Source organism: Anoxybacillus sp. MB8, assembly GCF_011006755.1.
Taxonomy (GTDB): Bacteria; Bacillota; Bacilli; order Bacillales; family Anoxybacillaceae; genus Anoxybacillus; species Anoxybacillus gonensis.
In genome coordinates this window covers 1-17,554 of the sequence record NZ_RXXX01000049.1, presented here as the reverse complement: position 1 = coordinate 17,554, position 17,554 = coordinate 1, and the positions used below count along the sequence as shown (strand labels likewise).

At 40.8% G+C, this 17,554-nt stretch carries 17 protein-coding genes, 1 pseudogene and 1 riboswitch; of the genes and pseudogenes, 9 read left to right on the top strand and 9 right to left on the bottom strand.

Features of this window, described 5'->3' with window-relative positions; translation table 11 throughout:
- Positions 1-172: 172 nt before the first annotated feature.
- Both EKC99_RS13480 and EKC99_RS13475 read right to left on the bottom strand, forming a co-directional pair.
- Positions 173-493: a YfhH family protein gene (locus EKC99_RS13480; protein WP_035063987.1), complete on the bottom strand. Its 321-nt coding sequence runs from the start codon at positions 491-493 to the stop codon at positions 173-175.
- Between the two features lie 53 nt (positions 494-546).
- Positions 547-2,193 carry an L-lactate permease gene (locus EKC99_RS13475; RefSeq protein ID WP_049720848.1) on the bottom strand — a complete coding sequence of 549 codons (1,647 nt, stop codon included), beginning with the start codon at positions 2,191-2,193 and terminating at the stop codon, positions 547-549.
- A gap of 157 nt (positions 2,194-2,350) precedes the next feature.
- Between EKC99_RS13475 and EKC99_RS13470 the strand changes: the two genes are divergently transcribed.
- Positions 2,351-3,019, top strand: coding sequence for an SDR family NAD(P)-dependent oxidoreductase (locus tag EKC99_RS13470; RefSeq protein WP_026011852.1), 669 nt, complete (start codon positions 2,351-2,353; stop codon positions 3,017-3,019).
- Positions 3,020-3,025: 6 nt separating this feature from the next.
- Here EKC99_RS13470 and recX read toward each other — a convergent pair whose 3' ends face one another.
- Positions 3,026-3,826 carry a recombination regulator RecX gene (gene recX / locus EKC99_RS13465; protein WP_019418565.1) on the bottom strand — a complete coding sequence of 267 codons (801 nt, stop codon included), beginning with the start codon at positions 3,824-3,826 and terminating at the stop codon, positions 3,026-3,028.
- A gap of 68 nt (positions 3,827-3,894) precedes the next feature.
- On the opposite strand from recX, the gene EKC99_RS13460 reads away from it, so the two are divergent.
- From EKC99_RS13460 to EKC99_RS13435, 6 genes and pseudogenes are all read left to right on the top strand, one after another.
- Entirely contained in the window at positions 3,895-4,803 is a 909-nt protein-coding gene (locus tag EKC99_RS13460) for a TIGR01777 family oxidoreductase (RefSeq protein WP_009360848.1), read from the top strand.
- Between the two features lie 41 nt (positions 4,804-4,844).
- The gene (locus EKC99_RS13455; protein ID WP_009360847.1) at positions 4,845-5,972 is read left to right on the top strand and encodes an amidohydrolase; all 1,128 of its coding nucleotides are present in this window, start codon (positions 4,845-4,847) and stop codon (positions 5,970-5,972) included.
- A gap of 243 nt (positions 5,973-6,215) precedes the next feature.
- Positions 6,216-6,773: a GNAT family N-acetyltransferase gene (locus EKC99_RS13450; protein ID WP_026011853.1), complete on the top strand. Its 558-nt coding sequence runs from the start codon at positions 6,216-6,218 to the stop codon at positions 6,771-6,773.
- 95 nt (positions 6,774-6,868) lie between these two features.
- The gene (locus EKC99_RS13445; RefSeq protein ID WP_009360845.1) at positions 6,869-6,997 is read left to right on the top strand and encodes a YfhE family protein; all 129 of its coding nucleotides are present in this window, start codon (positions 6,869-6,871) and stop codon (positions 6,995-6,997) included.
- 70 nt (positions 6,998-7,067) lie between these two features.
- Positions 7,068-7,208: pseudogene (locus EKC99_RS13440) on the top strand (YfhD family protein); the annotation flags it as partial.
- A 106-nt stretch (positions 7,209-7,314) separates the two neighbouring features.
- Positions 7,315-7,524, top strand: coding sequence for a hypothetical protein (locus tag EKC99_RS13435; RefSeq protein WP_009360843.1), 210 nt, complete (start codon positions 7,315-7,317; stop codon positions 7,522-7,524).
- A gap of 36 nt (positions 7,525-7,560) precedes the next feature.
- On the opposite strand, the gene EKC99_RS13430 is transcribed toward EKC99_RS13435, so the two are convergent.
- Positions 7,561-9,252, bottom strand: coding sequence for a methyl-accepting chemotaxis protein (locus tag EKC99_RS13430; RefSeq protein ID WP_163152298.1), 1,692 nt, complete (start codon positions 9,250-9,252; stop codon positions 7,561-7,563).
- Between the two features lie 106 nt (positions 9,253-9,358).
- Positions 9,359-9,446: riboswitch (cyclic di-GMP riboswitch) on the bottom strand.
- A 236-nt stretch (positions 9,447-9,682) separates the two neighbouring features.
- Between EKC99_RS13430 and adhP the strand changes: the two genes are divergently transcribed.
- Entirely contained in the window at positions 9,683-10,696 is a 1,014-nt protein-coding gene (gene adhP, locus EKC99_RS13425) for an alcohol dehydrogenase AdhP (protein ID WP_163152296.1), read from the top strand.
- 53 nt (positions 10,697-10,749) lie between these two features.
- On the opposite strand, the gene EKC99_RS13420 is transcribed toward adhP, so the two are convergent.
- From EKC99_RS13420 to EKC99_RS13405, 4 genes are all read right to left on the bottom strand, one after another.
- Positions 10,750-10,938 (bottom strand): YgaP family membrane protein, encoded by a 189-nt coding sequence (locus EKC99_RS13420; RefSeq protein WP_019418571.1) that lies wholly within the window; start codon positions 10,936-10,938, stop codon positions 10,750-10,752.
- Positions 10,939-11,007: 69 nt separating this feature from the next.
- Positions 11,008-11,625 carry a Crp/Fnr family transcriptional regulator gene (locus tag EKC99_RS13415; protein ID WP_019418572.1) on the bottom strand — a complete coding sequence of 206 codons (618 nt, stop codon included), beginning with the start codon at positions 11,623-11,625 and terminating at the stop codon, positions 11,008-11,010.
- Between the two features lie 71 nt (positions 11,626-11,696).
- On the bottom strand, positions 11,697-12,809 hold the full coding sequence (locus tag EKC99_RS13410) for a KamA family radical SAM protein (RefSeq protein WP_240468886.1): 1,113 nt from the start codon (positions 12,807-12,809) through the stop codon (positions 11,697-11,699).
- The gene (locus tag EKC99_RS13405) at positions 12,793-13,116 is read right to left on the bottom strand and encodes an alpha-helical endospore appendage domain-containing protein (RefSeq protein WP_163152294.1); all 324 of its coding nucleotides are present in this window, start codon (positions 13,114-13,116) and stop codon (positions 12,793-12,795) included. Before EKC99_RS13405 ends, EKC99_RS13410 begins: the two co-directional genes overlap by 17 nt.
- 137 nt (positions 13,117-13,253) lie before the next feature.
- On the opposite strand from EKC99_RS13405, the gene EKC99_RS13400 reads away from it, so the two are divergent.
- A complete protein-coding gene (locus EKC99_RS13400) occupies positions 13,254-15,935 on the top strand; it encodes a YheC/YheD family endospore coat-associated protein (RefSeq protein ID WP_163152292.1) in 2,682 nt (893 codons plus the stop codon).
- 26 nt (positions 15,936-15,961) lie between these two features.
- Here EKC99_RS13400 and EKC99_RS13395 read toward each other — a convergent pair whose 3' ends face one another.
- The gene (locus EKC99_RS13395) at positions 15,962-17,404 is read right to left on the bottom strand and encodes a protein adenylyltransferase SelO (RefSeq protein ID WP_163152290.1); all 1,443 of its coding nucleotides are present in this window, start codon (positions 17,402-17,404) and stop codon (positions 15,962-15,964) included.
- Positions 17,405-17,554 lie beyond the last annotated feature (150 nt).

The window sequence follows — 17,554 nt, the reverse complement described above, 5'->3', positions numbered from 1 at the left end:
CACGTTGTACATTTGGATTTTTTTGAAGTATGTTTATCTCTTTAGATGAAAAAGTTATTTTACTCATATTGTCCCCTACCCCCCATATTCTGAAATTCAAGTATATAAAAATACCTGTAAGTTGAACACTCTTTTTTTCGAGTGTCCTACCTACAGGTACCATTTTAACGTGTCAACCTCTTTTCTTTAGCAATGAAATGGGCAACGCCACTTCGGTGTGCGGATCATTTAAACGATACCCCCATGCGAATACGCCGTTTATATATTGAAGTTTAAATAACGACTGCGGATCTCCTTCAATTTCGTAAAATTCCCCAGGTTGAAAGTCATCGGGATTTAATAAGTATGCTTTAGCCATGGCAATTTTCCGCTCATATACCGCGTATTCGTTCACCATTCCCATTTGTTCTGCTTTTCGTGCTTTTTCAGTTAATGTGGCGATCTCTTGTTTTAATTCCCATTCGTTCATTTCACTATATCGTTTTTGATCCATTCTCCCCACTCCACTTTATGACAACTTCATTTTCATCGTATCATAAAGTGAAGCTAAAATACATAGATCAAGAGGAGGCTAAATATTCCAGTCATCAATACGTAATAAAGCATTGGAATGAGTGTCATACGAATGATCGTTCCTTCTTTCCCGGCAAGACCAACAACGGAAGCTGCCGCAACAACGTTTAATACACAAACCATGTTGCCCGCATTCGCCCCTAACATTTGTCCAGCGATGACGATATGATGCGGCACTTGAATTTGATCAGCAATGCTAAATTGGAATAAAGAAAACATCATATTACTAAACGTGGCACTACCGGAAATAAACGAACCGAGCGAACCGATCAAAGGAGCAACGAGCGGCCAAGCAGCCCCCACTCCCCCTGCGACGAGCGATGCTAACTCAATTGGCATACTAGCAAGCCCTGCATCGTTTACACTAGAGTTAATAAAAATGCGCACCATCGGCACAGCTGTTCCGAGCGCAATGGCACTACCGATCAACGTATATGCGGACTCTTTCATCGTCGCCACGACATCTTCCCGTTTCATTTTATGCATAAAAACGGTGATGAGAATGACGACAAGGAAAATCGTCCCTGGCAAATATAACGGTTCAATTGATGTGCTAATGTTCGTTCCTAAAATGTTGTTAAACTGTATTTTCACAGAACGTAACCATGCTTTTAACGGCAAGTTTTGTAACCTTGTCAACACTAAAATAAGCGCAACAAGAATATACGGCATCCATGCAAGTAAAAGAGGCATTTCACTTTTTTGTACGTTCGCCACATGTCGTACTTCATCTGTTTTCTTAAAATCCCATGGCTCTTTCGGTAATAAAAATCCTTTTTTCGCCGCTGGGACAACGATCGCTAAACCAATTAACCCACCGATCATGGACGGGAACTCTGGTCCGAGAAAAGAAGCAACGAGAAATGCTGGAAGTGTAAAGCTAAGCCCCGCAAATAAAGCAAACTTCCAAATTTCAAATCCTTCTTTCCACGAACGATTTTCTCCAAAAAAACGCGTTAAAATAAGCACTAAAATAAGCGGAATGAACGTACCGATTACAATGTCAAATGACACTGCTTGTTTTGCGAGCGTTTGAAGGAACGAAGATAAATCGGCTGTGCCGATCACTTGTTGCACTTGTTCAGCAACGGAATTTCCTTCACGAAGCCCTTGATCTACCCCGACAATAATCGGTGTTCCGACTGCACCGAACGAAACAGGACTACTATCTGCGACAAGGGCAACGACAACCGCAGCAAGTGGCGGAAACCCTAAAGCAACAAGAAGTGGAGCCCCGATGGCTGCAGGCGTTCCAAATCCTGCTGCCCCTTCAATAAATGCACCAAACAACCATGCGATAATAATGACTTGCACACGTCGGTCGCGCGTAATGCCTAAAAATCCGCTTCGAATCGTATCCATCGCTCCACTTTTCGTCAACGTATTTAACAACAAAATCGCACCGAAAATAATCCATAAAATTGAAATGGCTACAATTACCCCTTCAATCGTTGCAGCTGCCACTTGAATGCCGGGCATTTTCCAAACAAATAACGATAACATAACAGTAATAAGAAAACTAATCGGCATCGCTTTTGCCGCTGGTAAACGCAATAAAACGAGAAAAAGAAAGACAGCTAATACTGGTGTAGAAGCTGTAATCACTTGTAAAAAGCTCATATTGTTCCCCTTTCTTTTTTGTAATATAATGACATAAGACATTATACCATATGTTTGTGCATATATTCACAATTACATTTGACTACTTCTTGACAACTACTTATGTATACGTTTTCCATATTGTTGTGAATATATGACGTGCGAAAGGATGAAAGTAATGGAAAGTATCATTATCACAGGGGCTGGAACGGGTCTCGGAAAAGAACTTGCCCTTTTATATGCACAACGAGGGTACGAAATCATTTTAGTCGGGAGAAGAAAGGAGCCACTACAATCTGTCCAACGACAAATTGAATCTTTTGGAGGGAAGGCAGTTGCTTTTTCGCTTGATATTACAAATAATGAACAAGTGCATAAAGCAGCGGAAATGCTTTGTCAGAAGCATAACGTAACGATGCTCATTAACAATGCAGGCGTCGGCTATTTCGGACCGCTTGAACAAATGACGGAACAACATATTCATGAAATGATCGACATTAACGTCAAAGGCACAATATATATGACAAAAGCGTTTCTTCCGTATTTTAAGACGTTGCCAGAAGCAAATATGATGAACATTATTTCGACAGCTGGGTTGCGTGGCAAAGTCAACGAAAGTGTGTACGTTGCAAGTAAATTCGCCGTACGCGGATTTAGCGAAAGTCTTGTGAAGGAGCTTGCAGAAACGAATGTTGCCGTCACCGCTGTATATATGGGTGGGATGAACACGCCGTTTTGGGACGATTGTAACCATATTCAAGATCGCTCTCGTCTTCGCTCCCCAAAACAAGTAGCCGAAACGATCGTAAATGAATATAAACGCCAACCAGAAATCATCGTTGAATAGGAGGAATTAATCCTCCTTTTTCTTTTCCAAAAATTTCTCAATTAACGAAATCGGAAACCCTTTTCGGTACAGTGCTTGTTTCATTTTTTGTTCGTACGTATAGCGGTCATATGTTTCATAGCGACGATGTGCTTTTTCTCCATGATATACGAGCGCTTCCCATTGTTCTTCATCGTTTAAAGTGATCTGTTGCTTTACCCTCTCAATGATATGAACAGGAAAACCTTTCATATGCAACAGTTGCGCTATATACGCTTTTTGTTCTTGATATGATCGTCTTTTTGATTGTTTATTTACTTTTTCAACCCACTTCATCGCTTTATCCTGTTGCATCTCTTCCGTATAACGCTCCATCGCTTTCGCAATCGTATCTTCACATATTCCTTTATCTATCAGTTCTTTATAAATGACATAAGGTCCTTTCATCGTCGTATTTACTTGCGTTTGCACGTACGCATGTGCAAATTGTTCATCGTCGATATATCGCTCATTTTGTAGCTTCCCCATTACTCGTTCAATCGCCCCACGATCTACCCCTTTTTTTTCTAAATAATCCGTAACTTCTTGTTTCGAACGCATACGGTAAGCTAAAAAACGAAGCGCCATCTTATATGCTTGTGTTTCGTCATCTTTTTTTATCATTTCCATCCATTGCTTTTCTGTTACTGTCATTCCTTTTTTCAGCCGATACTCAATCAATACGTCTTGATCCACAGAAACGAGTTGTTTCTCTCCATCTTCTTTGACAAGATGAACGTAAAAACGTTCAGCATTTTTCTTATCCACTTCAATTTTTTCAATTCGCATCGTTAAACACACCTTTTCTTTCTTTTTCTTTTTAAAAAACGCATAATATAAGGAAAGGAGGGAAAATAATGAATATTTTAATTGCTGGAGGAACCGGATTTGTCGGTAAAGCATTGACGACATATTTTACACAAAATGGCCATCATATGTATATATTAACGCGAAACGCTCAAAAGCGGGAGAGCGATCCGTATGTTCATTATGTACAATGGCTAACGGACGGTGTAAATCCTATCGAGCAATTACCTTCGATCGATATTGTCATTAATTTAGCTGGTGAATCGATTAATAGCGGACGATGGAACGAAGCGAGAAAGCGAGCCATTGTAGAAAGTCGATTACAAGCAACAAACGCGATATATGATCTTATCACCAATATGAAACAAAAGCCGAGCGTTGTCATTCAAGCGAGCGCTATTGGCATTTATGGCACGTCGCTTGATCAGACGTTTACAGAGCGAAATGAAACGACAGGAACAGACTTTTTAGCTCAAACCGTCAAACGATGGGAAGAAGCTGGACGGCGCATGGAAGCGCTCGGCGTACGAACCGTGTTTATGCGTTTTGGCATTATTTTAGGAGGAGACGGTGGGGCCCTTCCTCGCATCGTTCTTCCTTACAAATGGTTCATTGGAGGAACGATTGGACAAGGTAATCAGTGGATGTCATGGGTTCATATGGACGATGTCATTGGCGCAATTGATTTTGCGATTCGACATAAAAACATATCGGGTCCGATTAACGTCACTGCTCCACATCCTGTAACGATGGAAAAGTTCGGGAAAGCAGTCGCAAACGTATTACAACGTCCACATTGGCTCCCAGTTCCATCCTTCGTTCTAAAAGTGTTGTTAGGGGAAATGAGCATGCTTCTGTTAGAAGGACAGCGCGTAATCCCAGAAAAACTTCTTCAAGCAGGATATCATTTTTCATTTCCCACTATTGATCAAGCGCTAGCGAACATACTAAAATCGTGACGAATACACTATACGAAAAAGAAATAAAGGAGCTTCTTGGCATGAAAAGCATATTGCTTAAATATGGGATCGTATATCCAATCACCTCCCCTCCAATGAAAGGGGCAGATGTACGTATTGAGAATGGAAAAATCACAGATATTGGTTATGACCTTCCTGTTCATGACGGAACAGAAGTGATCGATGTATCAGGAAAATATGTTTTCCCTGGTTTCATTGATGTGCATACACATCTCGGTTTGTATGATGAAGGAACTGGATGGGCAGGTAACGATGCAAATGAAACAATTGAAACGATGACTCCTCATGTGCGTGCCATTGATAGCGTATATCCGCTCGATCCCGGCTTTCGAGATGCGATCGAACACGGCATTACGACGGTTCATATTATGCCTGGAAGCGCGAATGTCATCGGTGGAACGACGGCAGTCATTAAGACGTATGGGAAAAACGTCGAAAACATGATTATTAAACAGCCAGCTGGGTTAAAAATCGCACTCGGTGAAAATCCGAAACGAATGCATAGTCAAGGGAATAAAGAGTCGCTCACGCGCATGGGCATTATGGGAATGCTTCGCGAAACGTTTTACAACGCAAAATATAGCGATTGGCCGCACGATTTTCGCACAATCCCGATCATTCAAGCATTAAATCGTGAAATTCCGATTCGTGTTCACGCCCATCGCGCCGATGATATTTTGTCCGCTATTCGCCTAGCGGATGAGTTTGGGCTTGATTTACGGATCGAACATTGTACAGAAGGACATTTAATCGCTGAGGAGCTACAAGGACGAAACTTGCAAGTTTCCGTCGGACCAACATTGACACGCCGATCCAAAGTAGAACTAAAAAATAAAAGTTGGAAAACGTACAAAATTTTATGTGACGCAGGTGTTCACGTCTCTATTACTACAGACCACCCATACACGCCAATTCAATATTTACACATTTGTGCTGCAATTGCTGTTCGTGAAGGACTTGATGAACAAAAAGCGCTCGAAGGAATTACGATTTTACCAGCACGTAATTTAGGAGTAGACGACCGTGTCGGCAGTTTAGAGGTTGGAAAAGATGCCGATATTGTCGTTTGGAATTATCATCCGTTTCATTATATTGCAACCCCTATATTTACAATGATTAATGGGGAAATAATATACAAAAAAAATTAATAAAAAAACTATTTATTTTTTACACCGTTTCAAGTATGATATAAAAGGTTATATGCGAAATATACGTTCAAAACTATATATCGATGCGACAGTAAGGGAAGGCAAATGGTGCGCCACCAGCCATGCGCTGGTTCTAGTGGGTTCGATTCCCACCCCGAAATTTTTTGATTTGCATAAATTAAAAAATTTCGAGGGTGGCTCGTTCCCTATGGTCGACTGCCCTCGTGAATGGAGGGAGATTCGATGTTAAAAAAACGCGAACTACAAGATTGTCAAGCGTTATACGAGCTTATGGTGCACCCAGACGTCTTCCCTTTCGTGCGCCATAAAGCATATTCATACGAGGAGTTTTTGTTTATAACGAAGCAAACGATTGAAGCCGAAGAACGCGGTGAACTCATTTCGCGCACCATTTTAGATGAGTGGGGCAATCCGATTGGAACGATTAACTTATTTGACATTGAAGATGGCGCTGGTTTTTTAGGCACATGGCTTGGCAAGCCGTATCATGGAAAAGGGTACAATCAAATAGCTAAAGACGCCTTCTTTAATGAACTGTTTTACGAACGTTCCATCAACACGATCTTCATGCGCATTCGCAAAGTCAACGTCCGCTCCACAAAAGCCGCTGAAAAACTTCCTTATGTCACCCTTGCTAATGAAACGAGAAAGCAATTATGGGAAGCAATAAACCAAGGCGAAGATATATATAACTTATATGAAATTTCAAAGGACAACTATACGTTGTATGCGATGCGCCAACAAAGACTTGACGATGAACAACAACGAAAAGAAGCGTAACCTGTTCTGCACGAACAGGTTTTTTTATTTGGATAATTTTTTATTTTTCTGTTCATAATGTTAACGTGACATTTTTATAAAAGTGAGGGATACATATGTCTGACAAAAAGAAACGTGAGAAAACAAAAAGTACGCTCTCTAGCGCACAAGAAGTGACATACGCCCGCGATTTTAAACGCGCAGATCAAGCCGGTGGATTTACCGACAAACATGCTCGTCATTAACAACATTCGCCATTCATTTTTTCCATTGTTCATCACATGCTACTAGTGAGATGAGCAATAAGGAGGGATGGAAATGCCAAAACCAATCAAACCAGACGGACATGATGTCAAGTTTTCTGCAGAACTTGCCGATCATGAGGATTTAGAAGCACAAGCACGCGCTGAAGCAGCTAACATTCGCCAAAGCCAAAAAGAAAAAAATCATCGATAAAAGAAAAGGTGTCCCAACATCATGACGGGACACCTTTGTTGATCCACATGTGCATTTTAATAGTGACATATTCTTGTTATAATACAAACAGAGAGGAGGAAACGATATGGGAAAAGAAAAAGGAAAAAACATTTTGCTTATCGTACTTATTACAACGTTAGTGATGTCTTTCTTACTATTTTTTCTCGGTTATTACCGTATAGGTTTTGCAATCGGTGCAATTTTCATGATTTTGTCGCTTTCCGTTGGACAATGGTATTCATTAAAAAGCAAAGAGGAACTATATCGCTCCACATATAAAGATCGTCACCGATAACATACTCTCGCTTCCCCTTATAATCAAGAGACTTCTTTATACTTTAAACGTTGCGACAGCATTGCGTAATTGCTCCGCCATTTCAGCTAACGATGTAGCGGCAGATGTCACTTCTTCACTTGAAGCAAGCTGCTCTTCAGAAGAAGCAGAAATTTCGGCCGTCCGTTCAACAAACCGTTTCGCAATAGACGATACTTCATCCATTGAAGCATGCACTTGATGAACGCCTGCTGACATTTGCTCTGAAATCGCTGATAGTTCTTGAATTTGTGCATTCACTTGTTCAATGGAACGCAAAATTTGCCCAAAGAACGTTCCTGTTTGCTCCACTAATTTTGTTCCTTGTTTCACTTCTTCCGTTCCTTTGCCGACAATTTGCACAACATAACCGGTGTTTTGTTGAATCATCTCAATTAATTGCGCAATTTGATTTGCCGATTCGCGAGATTGCTCTGCGAGTTTACGCACTTCGTCCGCCACAACCGCAAATCCTTTTCCGTGTTCTCCGGCACGTGCCGCTTCAATCGCTGCGTTAAGTGCTAATAAATTCGTTTGTTCAGCAATGCCGACGATGACGTCAACAATTTTTCCAATTTGGGCCGACTTCTCATTTAACTCTTTAATAACTATATTTGTTTCGTTTGTTGATTCGTTAATCGTATTCATTTGCGTCACAACTTGTTGTAAATATTGCTGGCCAACAGTAGCTTGTTTTGTCGTTTCTGTTGCGGAATTCGCCACGACGGTTGCTGTTTGAGCCATTCGCTCAATTCCTGCCGCCATTTCACCGATCGCTTGCGAACTCTCCTCCGCATGTTTTCCTTGCATTTCTGCTCCTTGGGCTACTTCTTGAATCGCTGTCGTCACTTCTTCTGTCGCTGCGCTTGCCTGTTCAGCACTTGCCATCAACTCTTGGGCGGAAGCAGATACATGCTCAGTCGCTGTGCTTACTTGTTGAATAAGCTGTTTCAAATTGTGAACCATTTGGTTAAACGATTTTGCTAATTGACCAATTTCATCACGATTTGCTACATGAATATCATCAACTGACAAATCGCCGTGTGCAATTTTTTCGGCATGTTCAGAAATTTGTTGAACAGGTCTTGAAATTTTTTCGCTAATATATAAAGCTAAAGCCATACTAACAAGAAAAGAGATGCCGATTGTAATAAGCGTCATATACTTCATGTCTTTCGCTTGCTCAGACAACGTTTCACTCATTTGCTGCAAATGCTTCACTTGCGTCGCACGCGCTTGTTCTCCTGCCTCTGTCACTTCAACCGTAATCGCATTTCCTCGCTCTTTCATAATCCGTGAAATTTCATCCATTTGACCTTGCTTTTTAAACTCTATCGCTTGTTTCGCAATGTCGCGATACTCTTTTTCTGCTTTTACTAGACGATCAACCTCTTGTTTTGCCTCATTTTCTAGCTGTAATGATGCAATCATCTCTTGGTTATCTGTAAACTCGCTCGCTGCTTGCTCAAATGCGGTTAAGCTTTCCGGCTTTCCATTAATTAAATACCCCCGCACAGCAATTTGTTCACGTAACATCGCATTTTGCATATTTGTCACGAGCGTAATCCGTTCAAATCCTTTGTTCATCGCTTCTGAATATTGTTGATCAATTGTCTCTAGCCGATTATATGTAAGCATACTTACAACAATAAACAACAATAATACCGAAAGAAACGTCGCCACCAATTTTTTTCTTACTGTTACCTTCATGCTGTCTTCATCCTCCTATGTTGATAAAAATAAAAGCCGCCTAAAAAACAAATACATAGGCAGCTATCGTTCGACCGTAAAACCTTCTTAATCATTTCCTTATAAGAAGGGCAACTGGCTGGCATATCTATACAATAGACGTAGCCCCTATAGCTTTGCGCCCTACCCTTTCGAGTAGTTTGCCGATTATTCAATTTTTTACATTTCCATCTTAACACAACAACTAGGAAAAAGGAAGTGGTGAGTTGTAACTAAAAGGGTAACATTTTACTTCGTCAAGACAAAAAACAAAAATTTACCTTTTTATCCAAAAAACTTTTACATTTTTTCGAACAGTTTGTTTGTGATATTTTTAACAAATTTAATACATGTTACATTAAATATGCATAGACCAAAAAATCCCTTTTCACTTAGAAGGAGGATTATAATTATGAAAGCTGCAGTTGTGGAACAATTTAAAGAACCATTACAAATTAAAGAAGTAGAAAAACCAACAATTTCATATGGAGAAGTGCTAGTGCGCATTAAAGCGTGTGGAGTATGTCATACAGACTTGCATGCCGCACATGGCGACTGGCCTGTAAAGCCAAAACTACCGCTCATTCCTGGACATGAAGGCGTTGGTGTCATCGAAGAAGTTGGACCAGGGGTGACGCACTTAAAAGTCGGAGATCGCGTCGGTATCCCTTGGCTTTATTCCGCTTGCGGCCATTGTGATTATTGCTTAAGCGGACAAGAAACATTATGTGAGCATCAACAAAACGCTGGATATTCGGTTGACGGTGGTTACGCTGAATATTGTCGTGCTGCAGCTGATTATGTCGTGAAAATTCCTGATAACTTATCATTTGAAGAGGCTGCTCCAATTTTTTGCGCTGGCGTAACAACATATAAAGCTTTAAAAGTAACAGGTGCAAAACCTGGTGAGTGGGTAGCAATTTACGGTATTGGCGGCCTCGGACACGTCGCTGTTCAATATGCAAAGGCGATGGGGCTAAACGTCGTTGCTGTCGATTTAGGCGATGAAAAACTTGAGTTAGCTAAACAGTTGGGAGCTGATCTTGTCGTCAATCCAAAACATGAAGACGCCGCGCAATGGATGAAAGAAAAAGTTGGTGGCGTGCATGCAGCTGTCGTCACTGCTGTTTCAAAAGCCGCGTTCGAATCAGCCTACAAAGCCATTCGTCGCGGTGGTGCTTGTGTACTCGTCGGATTACCGCCGGAAGAAATACCTATTCCAATTTTCGATACGGTATTAAATGGAGTAAAAATTATTGGTTCTATCGTTGGTACGCGCAAAGACTTACAAGAAGCACTTCAATTTGCAGCAGAAGGAAAAGTAAAAACAATTGTCGAAGTTCAACCGCTTGAAAACATTAACGATGTATTCGATCGTATGTTAAAAGGACAAATTAACGGTCGCGTTGTGTTAAAAGTAGATTAAGGAAGGCGTCCTGAAGGCGCCTTCTTATTTAATTTCAACTAAAATGAGTAAAGCTATTTCTTCGTCGTATTGATCCGAAACGGAACGTAAAGTGGACAAAATCTCATAAATGCCGTAGCGATAAGAACAATTCCTAAAATGCCGACATATTTTATATTTCCCTCAAGAAAAAATAATCCTAATAGTGCAATACCTAATATGAAGCGAATCATACGATCGACGGAACCAACATTTGCTTTCATCTTTTTTCCTCCCCTCTTCTCATCTCTCTTTAATCATAGAGGAAAAAAAGGAAACGTTCTGTGATAAAGTCACATTGTTGCAAATTTGTCACACAATCTTTCTTTGTCTACAATTTTTACTTTTCCACGCGCCAGTTGAACGTATCCGTCACGCTCAAGTTGCTTTAATATTCGGCTGACGACTTCACGTGCCGTTCCAAGTTCCACAGCAATATGTTCATGCGTCATCTCGATCATGTTTGTCTTGCTGTTGTCGCATCGTGTAAGCAAAAACTCGATTAAACGCTTATCCATTTTTTCAAATACGATGTGCTCAATCATTTGCATCATCGTCATAAAACGATTCATCATCATGTCATAAACGAACGTTTGTAGTTCAACATTTGTTGTCATCATCTTCGCAAACGTATGTTTCGGGACAATTAGTGCTTCCACATCTTCTTCCACAATCGCCGTCGCAGGAAAAGGGGAATGTGACAACAAACTGGAAATAGTCAATACACATGACTCTCCACGACAAACGCGATATAAATTTACTTCCTTCCCATTCTCCCCTATTTTTGCAACCCGAATGACACCAGAGACGATAAAAGCGACATGCTCACACATATCCCCTTCTCGAAAAACAACCGTTCCTTTCGAAAGCTTTATCTTTATGTATACGTTGTCGTGCAAAAACGGAAACAATCTTTCTCCCCCTTTCTTTCCTTATATTACAACGTAACAACATCCCTTTCCAATAAGAAAAGGGACGTTTTCTATGTTGTATATTGATCACTTCCAGGTAAATCATCAAACCATGTCGCATCATCTGGACAATCGAGAACAAAAAACTTCCCGTAATGCCCATATCGACTTTGATGATATTTTAAATACGCTTTTTTATTTTCAATAGCTAATATTTCAATTTTTCCTGAAGCATGGCTCATGACCAGTTTCACTCGTTTTCCTAAACCTGACGTTTTTGCTTTCGCTTCTTCGACAATGCGGTATACTTCATGCAGTGGAAGAACAAACGATTGATTCCCTGCGACAGGTCGATTGATGAAAAAATAATACGGAGTAATTCCTATCCATGACAGTTCATCTAACAGCTGGGCTAATACATGAGGATCATCGTTAATTCCTTTTAACACAGGAGTCTGATTCACGATGACTGCTCCCGCATCATGTAGTGCTTCAAATGCTTTCTTCGCCTCTTTCGTTAATTCACGTGGATGATCAACATGTGCCATGATGTATATTCGTTTATCGACCGTTGAAAAATTTTTAATGGTGCGTAAAAGTTCTTCGTCTTCATAAATTCTCATCGGATAAAACAGCGGCATTTTTGTACCGAGGCGAATGACTTGAACATGCTCGATATGTCTAAGGCGTTCAATAATGGTGGTGAGCTTTTTCGTAGAAAGTGCGAGCGGATCTCCTCCTGTAAGAAGTACGTTATTAATTTGCGGTGTTTTTTCAATATACTTTATGCCTTCACGAACATCCAATAGTGCTTCTTTTACATCATCACGAAACAATCGCTTGCGAAAACAATAACGACAGTAAGCACCACATACTTCAGAAACGAGCAGCAATGCCGTCGTTTCATACTTATGTTGACAACCTGGTACAACATAGTTGCTTTTCTCATCAGATGCATCCCAAGAACCATATTCATTCAATTCTTCTAATGTCGGTATCACAATGCGACGAATAGGATCATTTGGATCAGACCAGTCAATTAAGCTTAAATAATAGTCATTTATCCGAAACACGTACGTTTTAGCAACCTGTTTTAACACTTCTCTTTCATGGTCGGACAACTGCGAAATATGATCAATATTTGTAATATACTTTGGCTTATAAACATCACCCTTCATCATCATCCTCCTCATCTTCAATCATATCTAACACATTTTCTTGCTTAAATTGCAATAACATTTCTTCTTTAATCACATTTCTTAATACGCTATTGACGCTACGATTGACTTTTAATAAATCGTCGATGACGCTTTGTTTCATTTTTCTTTGCTGTAATGCTTCTAAGGCAAATTGAATTTTCTCTCCTTCTGCATTTAAAATGTGGGCTAAACTTAGCTCCTCTAAAGCAATAGACATAAGTAGTAAATCGAGGGCATCATCGCGATCAACATGTATTTCCGGTTTTATATGAGGGATATTTGGAAAGCTCATCGTTCTCTCCTCCTTTTCTGCCAATCTATTCTTATCGTATGATTAACGTTTCTTTTTGTTTCAAACATTGACTAGCCTAAACAACAAAATGAATACAAACATATGTTGTAAAGACGATAATACCGGAGGAATGGGATATGATTATAAAAATAAAAAAAGAAACATATGTAAATAAACATATTTGCTATTTACCAATTGCTATATACGAACAGTTTGAGCTTCAACCAACAACGATGTACGATATTGTATTTGGCCAGACAATTGAGAGGGCATATATTTATCCGACCGATGCCGATACGTTTATCATTTCAGGCTCTCTCTTTCCCTCTTTTCAACTAAATGACTATCAACTACACATATGGAAAGAAAAAAACTCCATATGTGTCGGTCCAGTAATTGGAGTCTTTCTAAATACTGCCTATATCGCTGATTTTTCCACTGACTATGTCGAGCCGTTCGTTTATAACCATGCGATCGCAAGTGAACAAGCTCATTGTTTAAGCTATTTTTTCAGCATTTTCGATATTGATTGGAACACGAATATGGTCCATGGTTACGTGTACGTGAACGGTCGGTTTGAACGACGATGGCTTCCTTTCCCGCACGTCATGTACGACCGAGGGGCATCATTTCAAACTGAACATAAACCACTCGTCCAACGCGTTCGCACTAACATGCGTAACAACACTAACATAAAATTTATAAATGAACTTGATTATTTAGGAAAGTGGGAAGTATATGAACGTTTACGCGATGTTCTAACCGTTCGTCACCATTTACCAAAGACTATTAAATATAAAACATTTAACGATATACTAACCATGATCGACGAACATAACCGCGTATTTGTTAAATCGTTTTACGGTAGCCGTGCAAGAGAAGTGATGTCCATTACGAAAAAAGAAAACGTATTTGAAGTCATGTTTATCAAAAATGACAATCTAATGATTGAACAAATGAATGTCGAACAACTAAAAGATCATGTCGAGTCATTCACAAAACATAAGCCGTTTCTCGTCCAGCAAGGCATTTCACTTATGACGTTTCAACAACGACCATTTGATATTCGCATACTCATGTTAAAAAATAAAGAAGGGCGTTGGGAAGTAATTTACGACCTGATTAACTTAGCAGAAGAACGTTCATCGATTACAACTGTACGCGACAGCCGTCAATACGATTTCAAAGCCATTTACTCGTCGCTTTGTGAAACATATCGTACCGTTCCATCCATCGCACATTTGCACACATTCGCTGAACACGTTTGTGAAGCAATCGAAAAAAAGTTTGGACATTTTGCAGAAATTGGGTTAGATGTAGGGATTGATGAATCGGGACATATGTGGCTCATTGAAGCAAACTCGAAACCAGAAAAATACCCAGGACCCGGTCTTCCATCGTATGTAAAGCACCCCTCTCGCTCTTTTATGGCAACGATTGATTACGCAACATATATCACTATACCCCATACACAACAATGGCATGTCATGCTCAAACGAGGAAATGATCATCACATAACGATACCAAAACATATGCACGCACAGTTAACGAATCCTGAACATACGCATGTGCAAATTGGTGCTTTTTCTTTTACAGGACGATGCGAAACAAACGATTTTACTCATATGATTGAACTGCCTGCACACGTATTCGAGCAATTTGACGGGCTACTCGATATTGAAACGAACGTAAAAATTAAAGGAAACACTATTCATCTTGGACCAGTCGTCGCCATGTTTATTAGCAACGGGCAAATACGAAAATTGAAACGACAACTCCCTAAATTTCGTCAAATAGAGTACGTACATGCAAATAAAAAAGCGAAAACCATTCTCTATTTTTTCTCGATTCACGATGTCAACTTTATTCATCAAAAAATTTACGGAACTTTTTTCAACGAACAAGACGCTACATGGAAACAGCGTTCGTTTCCGCTTCCAGATGTATTGTACGATCGTGGCGGTGGGGTGTTACAAAAACAAATTGTACAATCAGACTACATTCGCCAACAACTTCAAACGATCAACGGTATGAAAAAAGTGAACCCGCAACATTATTTTGATAAATGGGATGTGCATAAAAAGCTACAAAAGTTTGTAGAGATGCAACCATATTTACCTAAAGCGATGCGTTACAAAGGGATAGAAACGGTCCAACATATGTTTCATCTATCCGATACACTTTATTTAAAAGACTGCCACGGCAGCAATGGGCGCGGTGTCGCTCGAGTCGTGAAACAAGATGAACAAAATTTTATATACAGCTATGTTAAAGATCGCCAATTATATGAAACAAACATCGCAGGATGGGAAGAACTTCATGACGCCATTGTAGCTTTTTTTCAACATAAAAGAATAATTGTACAACAAGGAATTGATGTCATCACATGGAACGGGCGAAATATTGACTTACGGGCGACCGTTCAACGAACGCCAACTGGCCACCTTGATATTACGTCATATCCTGTTCGTGTGGGGGGTCATCGCTCCCCAATCACAAGTTCACAAACCGGATCGGAAATTTACCGTTTCGAATATTTTTTTAAAACATACTTGCACGATACGGACGAACAAATTGAAATGAAGAAGCGAGCAATTGAGGAATTTTTATTGACATGTTATCAAAGCATTGAAAAAGTGTATGGGACATTTGGGGAAATCGGCATTGACTTTGCGATCGATAAGCAAGGAAAGCTTTGGTTTATTGAATGTAATGCAAAACCAGGATTCGATTGTATGTATAAATCATACGACCGTGAAACAATTGAACGAACGTTTTTCAATCCGCTCGCATATGCCAAACATCTCGCAGGATTTTAAAAAGCTCAAGTGACCCTTGAGCTTTTCTACGTCCCACAAAACGTTTTATACGGGCGGTCAGACGGTGCTGGAGGCTTGGCATATTGTTCTTGTTCTTTCGTGTACGCATACGGATGTTTCAACACGTCAAGTAGTCGCTCCATGACCGTATCATCCCCATGCTCAACCGCTGCCGCAAGCGCTTCTTCCACGCGATAGTTGCGCGGAATAATCGCCGGATTGTGTTGTCGCATCCGTTCGTACACTTCATCTTTCGTCATATCTTGACGGGCTATTCTTTGTTGCCAACGGGCATGCCAGTCGCGAAACTCTTGTTCGCAAAACTCCCATTCATTTATCGTCAACGCGCGAAACGTATTCGTATAATCGGCGCGATATGTGTACATAAGATGCAGCAACTCCCCGATAAGCTTTTTATCTTCCTCTTCTTCCGTCCAAAGCCCAAGTTTTGCGCGCATCCCTTGTAGCCAATACGTTTCATATAGCGTTGGAAATTGTGCGATTACTTTTTGCGCAAGCTCGATTGCTTTTTCTTCTTCGTCATGTAAAAGCGGCAAAAGGCTTTCTGCAAAGCGGGCGATGTTCCATCCAGCAATGTACGGCTGATTCCCATACGCATACCGCCCTTGCGTGTCAATGGAACTAAATACTGTCGTCGGATCGTACACGTCCATAAACGCACACGGTCCGTAATCAATCGTTTCTCCGCTAATCGTCATATTATCCGTGTTCATCACTCCATGAATAAACCCGACTAATTGCCATTTCGCAACAAGCGCCGCCTGCTTTTTCATCACTTCTTCAAGGAAAAAAAGATAGCGGTTTGGCGCATGTTCACCGTTCGGATAATGCCGCTTTATCGCATAATCCGCTAATGCCTGTAACTCCTCTTTTGATAAAAAACGCGCCGCATATTGAAACGTTCCAACACGTAAATGGCTCGCTGCCACACGCGTCAAAATCGCCCCTGGAAGTTCCTTGTCACGGATGACGACTTCCCCTGTCGTCACGACCGCTAAACTTCTTGTCGTCGGAATACGAAGGGCATGCATCGCCTCGCTAATGATATACTCACGAAGCATCGGTCCAAGCGCCGCACGTCCATCTCCCCCGCGCGAATACGGCGTCCGCCCCGACCCTTTCAGTTGAATATCAACCCGCTCTCCGTTTGGCGTCACATGCTCGCCAAGTAAAATGGCGCGCCCATCGCCAAGCATATTAAAATGGCCAAACTGATGCCCGGCATACGCCTGCGCTAACGGCTCCGCCCCTTCCGGAATACTGTTTCCTGCAAACACCGCCACTCCTTCTTCGCCCGCTAACGCCTTCACACATAACCCAAGCTCATCCGCAAGCGAACGATTAAGCACAACAAGCGCTGGATCACTGACAGGCGTCGGACGTATTTTCGTAAAAAATCGCTCGGGTAAACGAGCATAGCTATTGTCAAAGTTCCAGTTGGCGTTCAATATATTTCCTCCTTTCAACTTTATCAGGTTATCAATTTTATTAAAATCATAGAATAATGATAAAGATTTTAACAAAATTGTTTATCCGTCCACGTCGTTTAAGCGACATGTACTCGGATCGGGTGTAACCCCACACCCACTATCCCATTG

Excerpts from the sequence above, each read along its gene's own strand:
- recX (WP_019418565.1), bottom strand. The coding sequence starts at position 3,826 with ATGCGAATTGAAAAAATTGAAGTGGATAAGAAAAATGCTGAACGTTTT.
- EKC99_RS13455 (WP_009360847.1), top strand. The coding sequence starts at position 4,845 with ATGAAAAGCATATTGCTTAAATATGGGATCGTATATCCAATCACCTCC.
- EKC99_RS13480 (WP_035063987.1), bottom strand. The coding sequence starts at position 493 with ATGGATCAAAAACGATATAGTGAAATGAACGAATGGGAATTAAAACAA.
- EKC99_RS13405 (WP_163152294.1), bottom strand. The coding sequence starts at position 13,116 with ATGAGCTTTCCAAATATCCCTCATATAAAACCGGAAATACATGTTGAT.
- EKC99_RS13420 (WP_019418571.1), bottom strand. The coding sequence starts at position 10,938 with ATGAAAGCAAATGTTGGTTCCGTCGATCGTATGATTCGCTTCATATTA.
- EKC99_RS13430 (WP_163152298.1), bottom strand. The coding sequence starts at position 9,252 with ATGAAGGTAACAGTAAGAAAAAAATTGGTGGCGACGTTTCTTTCGGTA.
- EKC99_RS13410 (WP_240468886.1), bottom strand. The coding sequence starts at position 12,809 with ATGATGATGAAGGGTGATGTTTATAAGCCAAAGTATATTACAAATATT.
- EKC99_RS13470 (WP_026011852.1), top strand. The coding sequence starts at position 2,351 with ATGGAAAGTATCATTATCACAGGGGCTGGAACGGGTCTCGGAAAAGAA.
- EKC99_RS13400 (WP_163152292.1), top strand. The coding sequence starts at position 13,254 with ATGATTATAAAAATAAAAAAAGAAACATATGTAAATAAACATATTTGC.
- EKC99_RS13460 (WP_009360848.1), top strand. The coding sequence starts at position 3,895 with ATGAATATTTTAATTGCTGGAGGAACCGGATTTGTCGGTAAAGCATTG.
- EKC99_RS13475 (WP_049720848.1), bottom strand. The coding sequence starts at position 2,193 with ATGAGCTTTTTACAAGTGATTACAGCTTCTACACCAGTATTAGCTGTC.
- EKC99_RS13445 (WP_009360845.1), top strand. The coding sequence starts at position 6,869 with ATGTCTGACAAAAAGAAACGTGAGAAAACAAAAAGTACGCTCTCTAGC.
- EKC99_RS13450 (WP_026011853.1), top strand. The coding sequence starts at position 6,216 with ATGTTAAAAAAACGCGAACTACAAGATTGTCAAGCGTTATACGAGCTT.
- EKC99_RS13435 (WP_009360843.1), top strand. The coding sequence starts at position 7,315 with ATGGGAAAAGAAAAAGGAAAAAACATTTTGCTTATCGTACTTATTACA.
- adhP (WP_163152296.1), top strand. The coding sequence starts at position 9,683 with ATGAAAGCTGCAGTTGTGGAACAATTTAAAGAACCATTACAAATTAAA.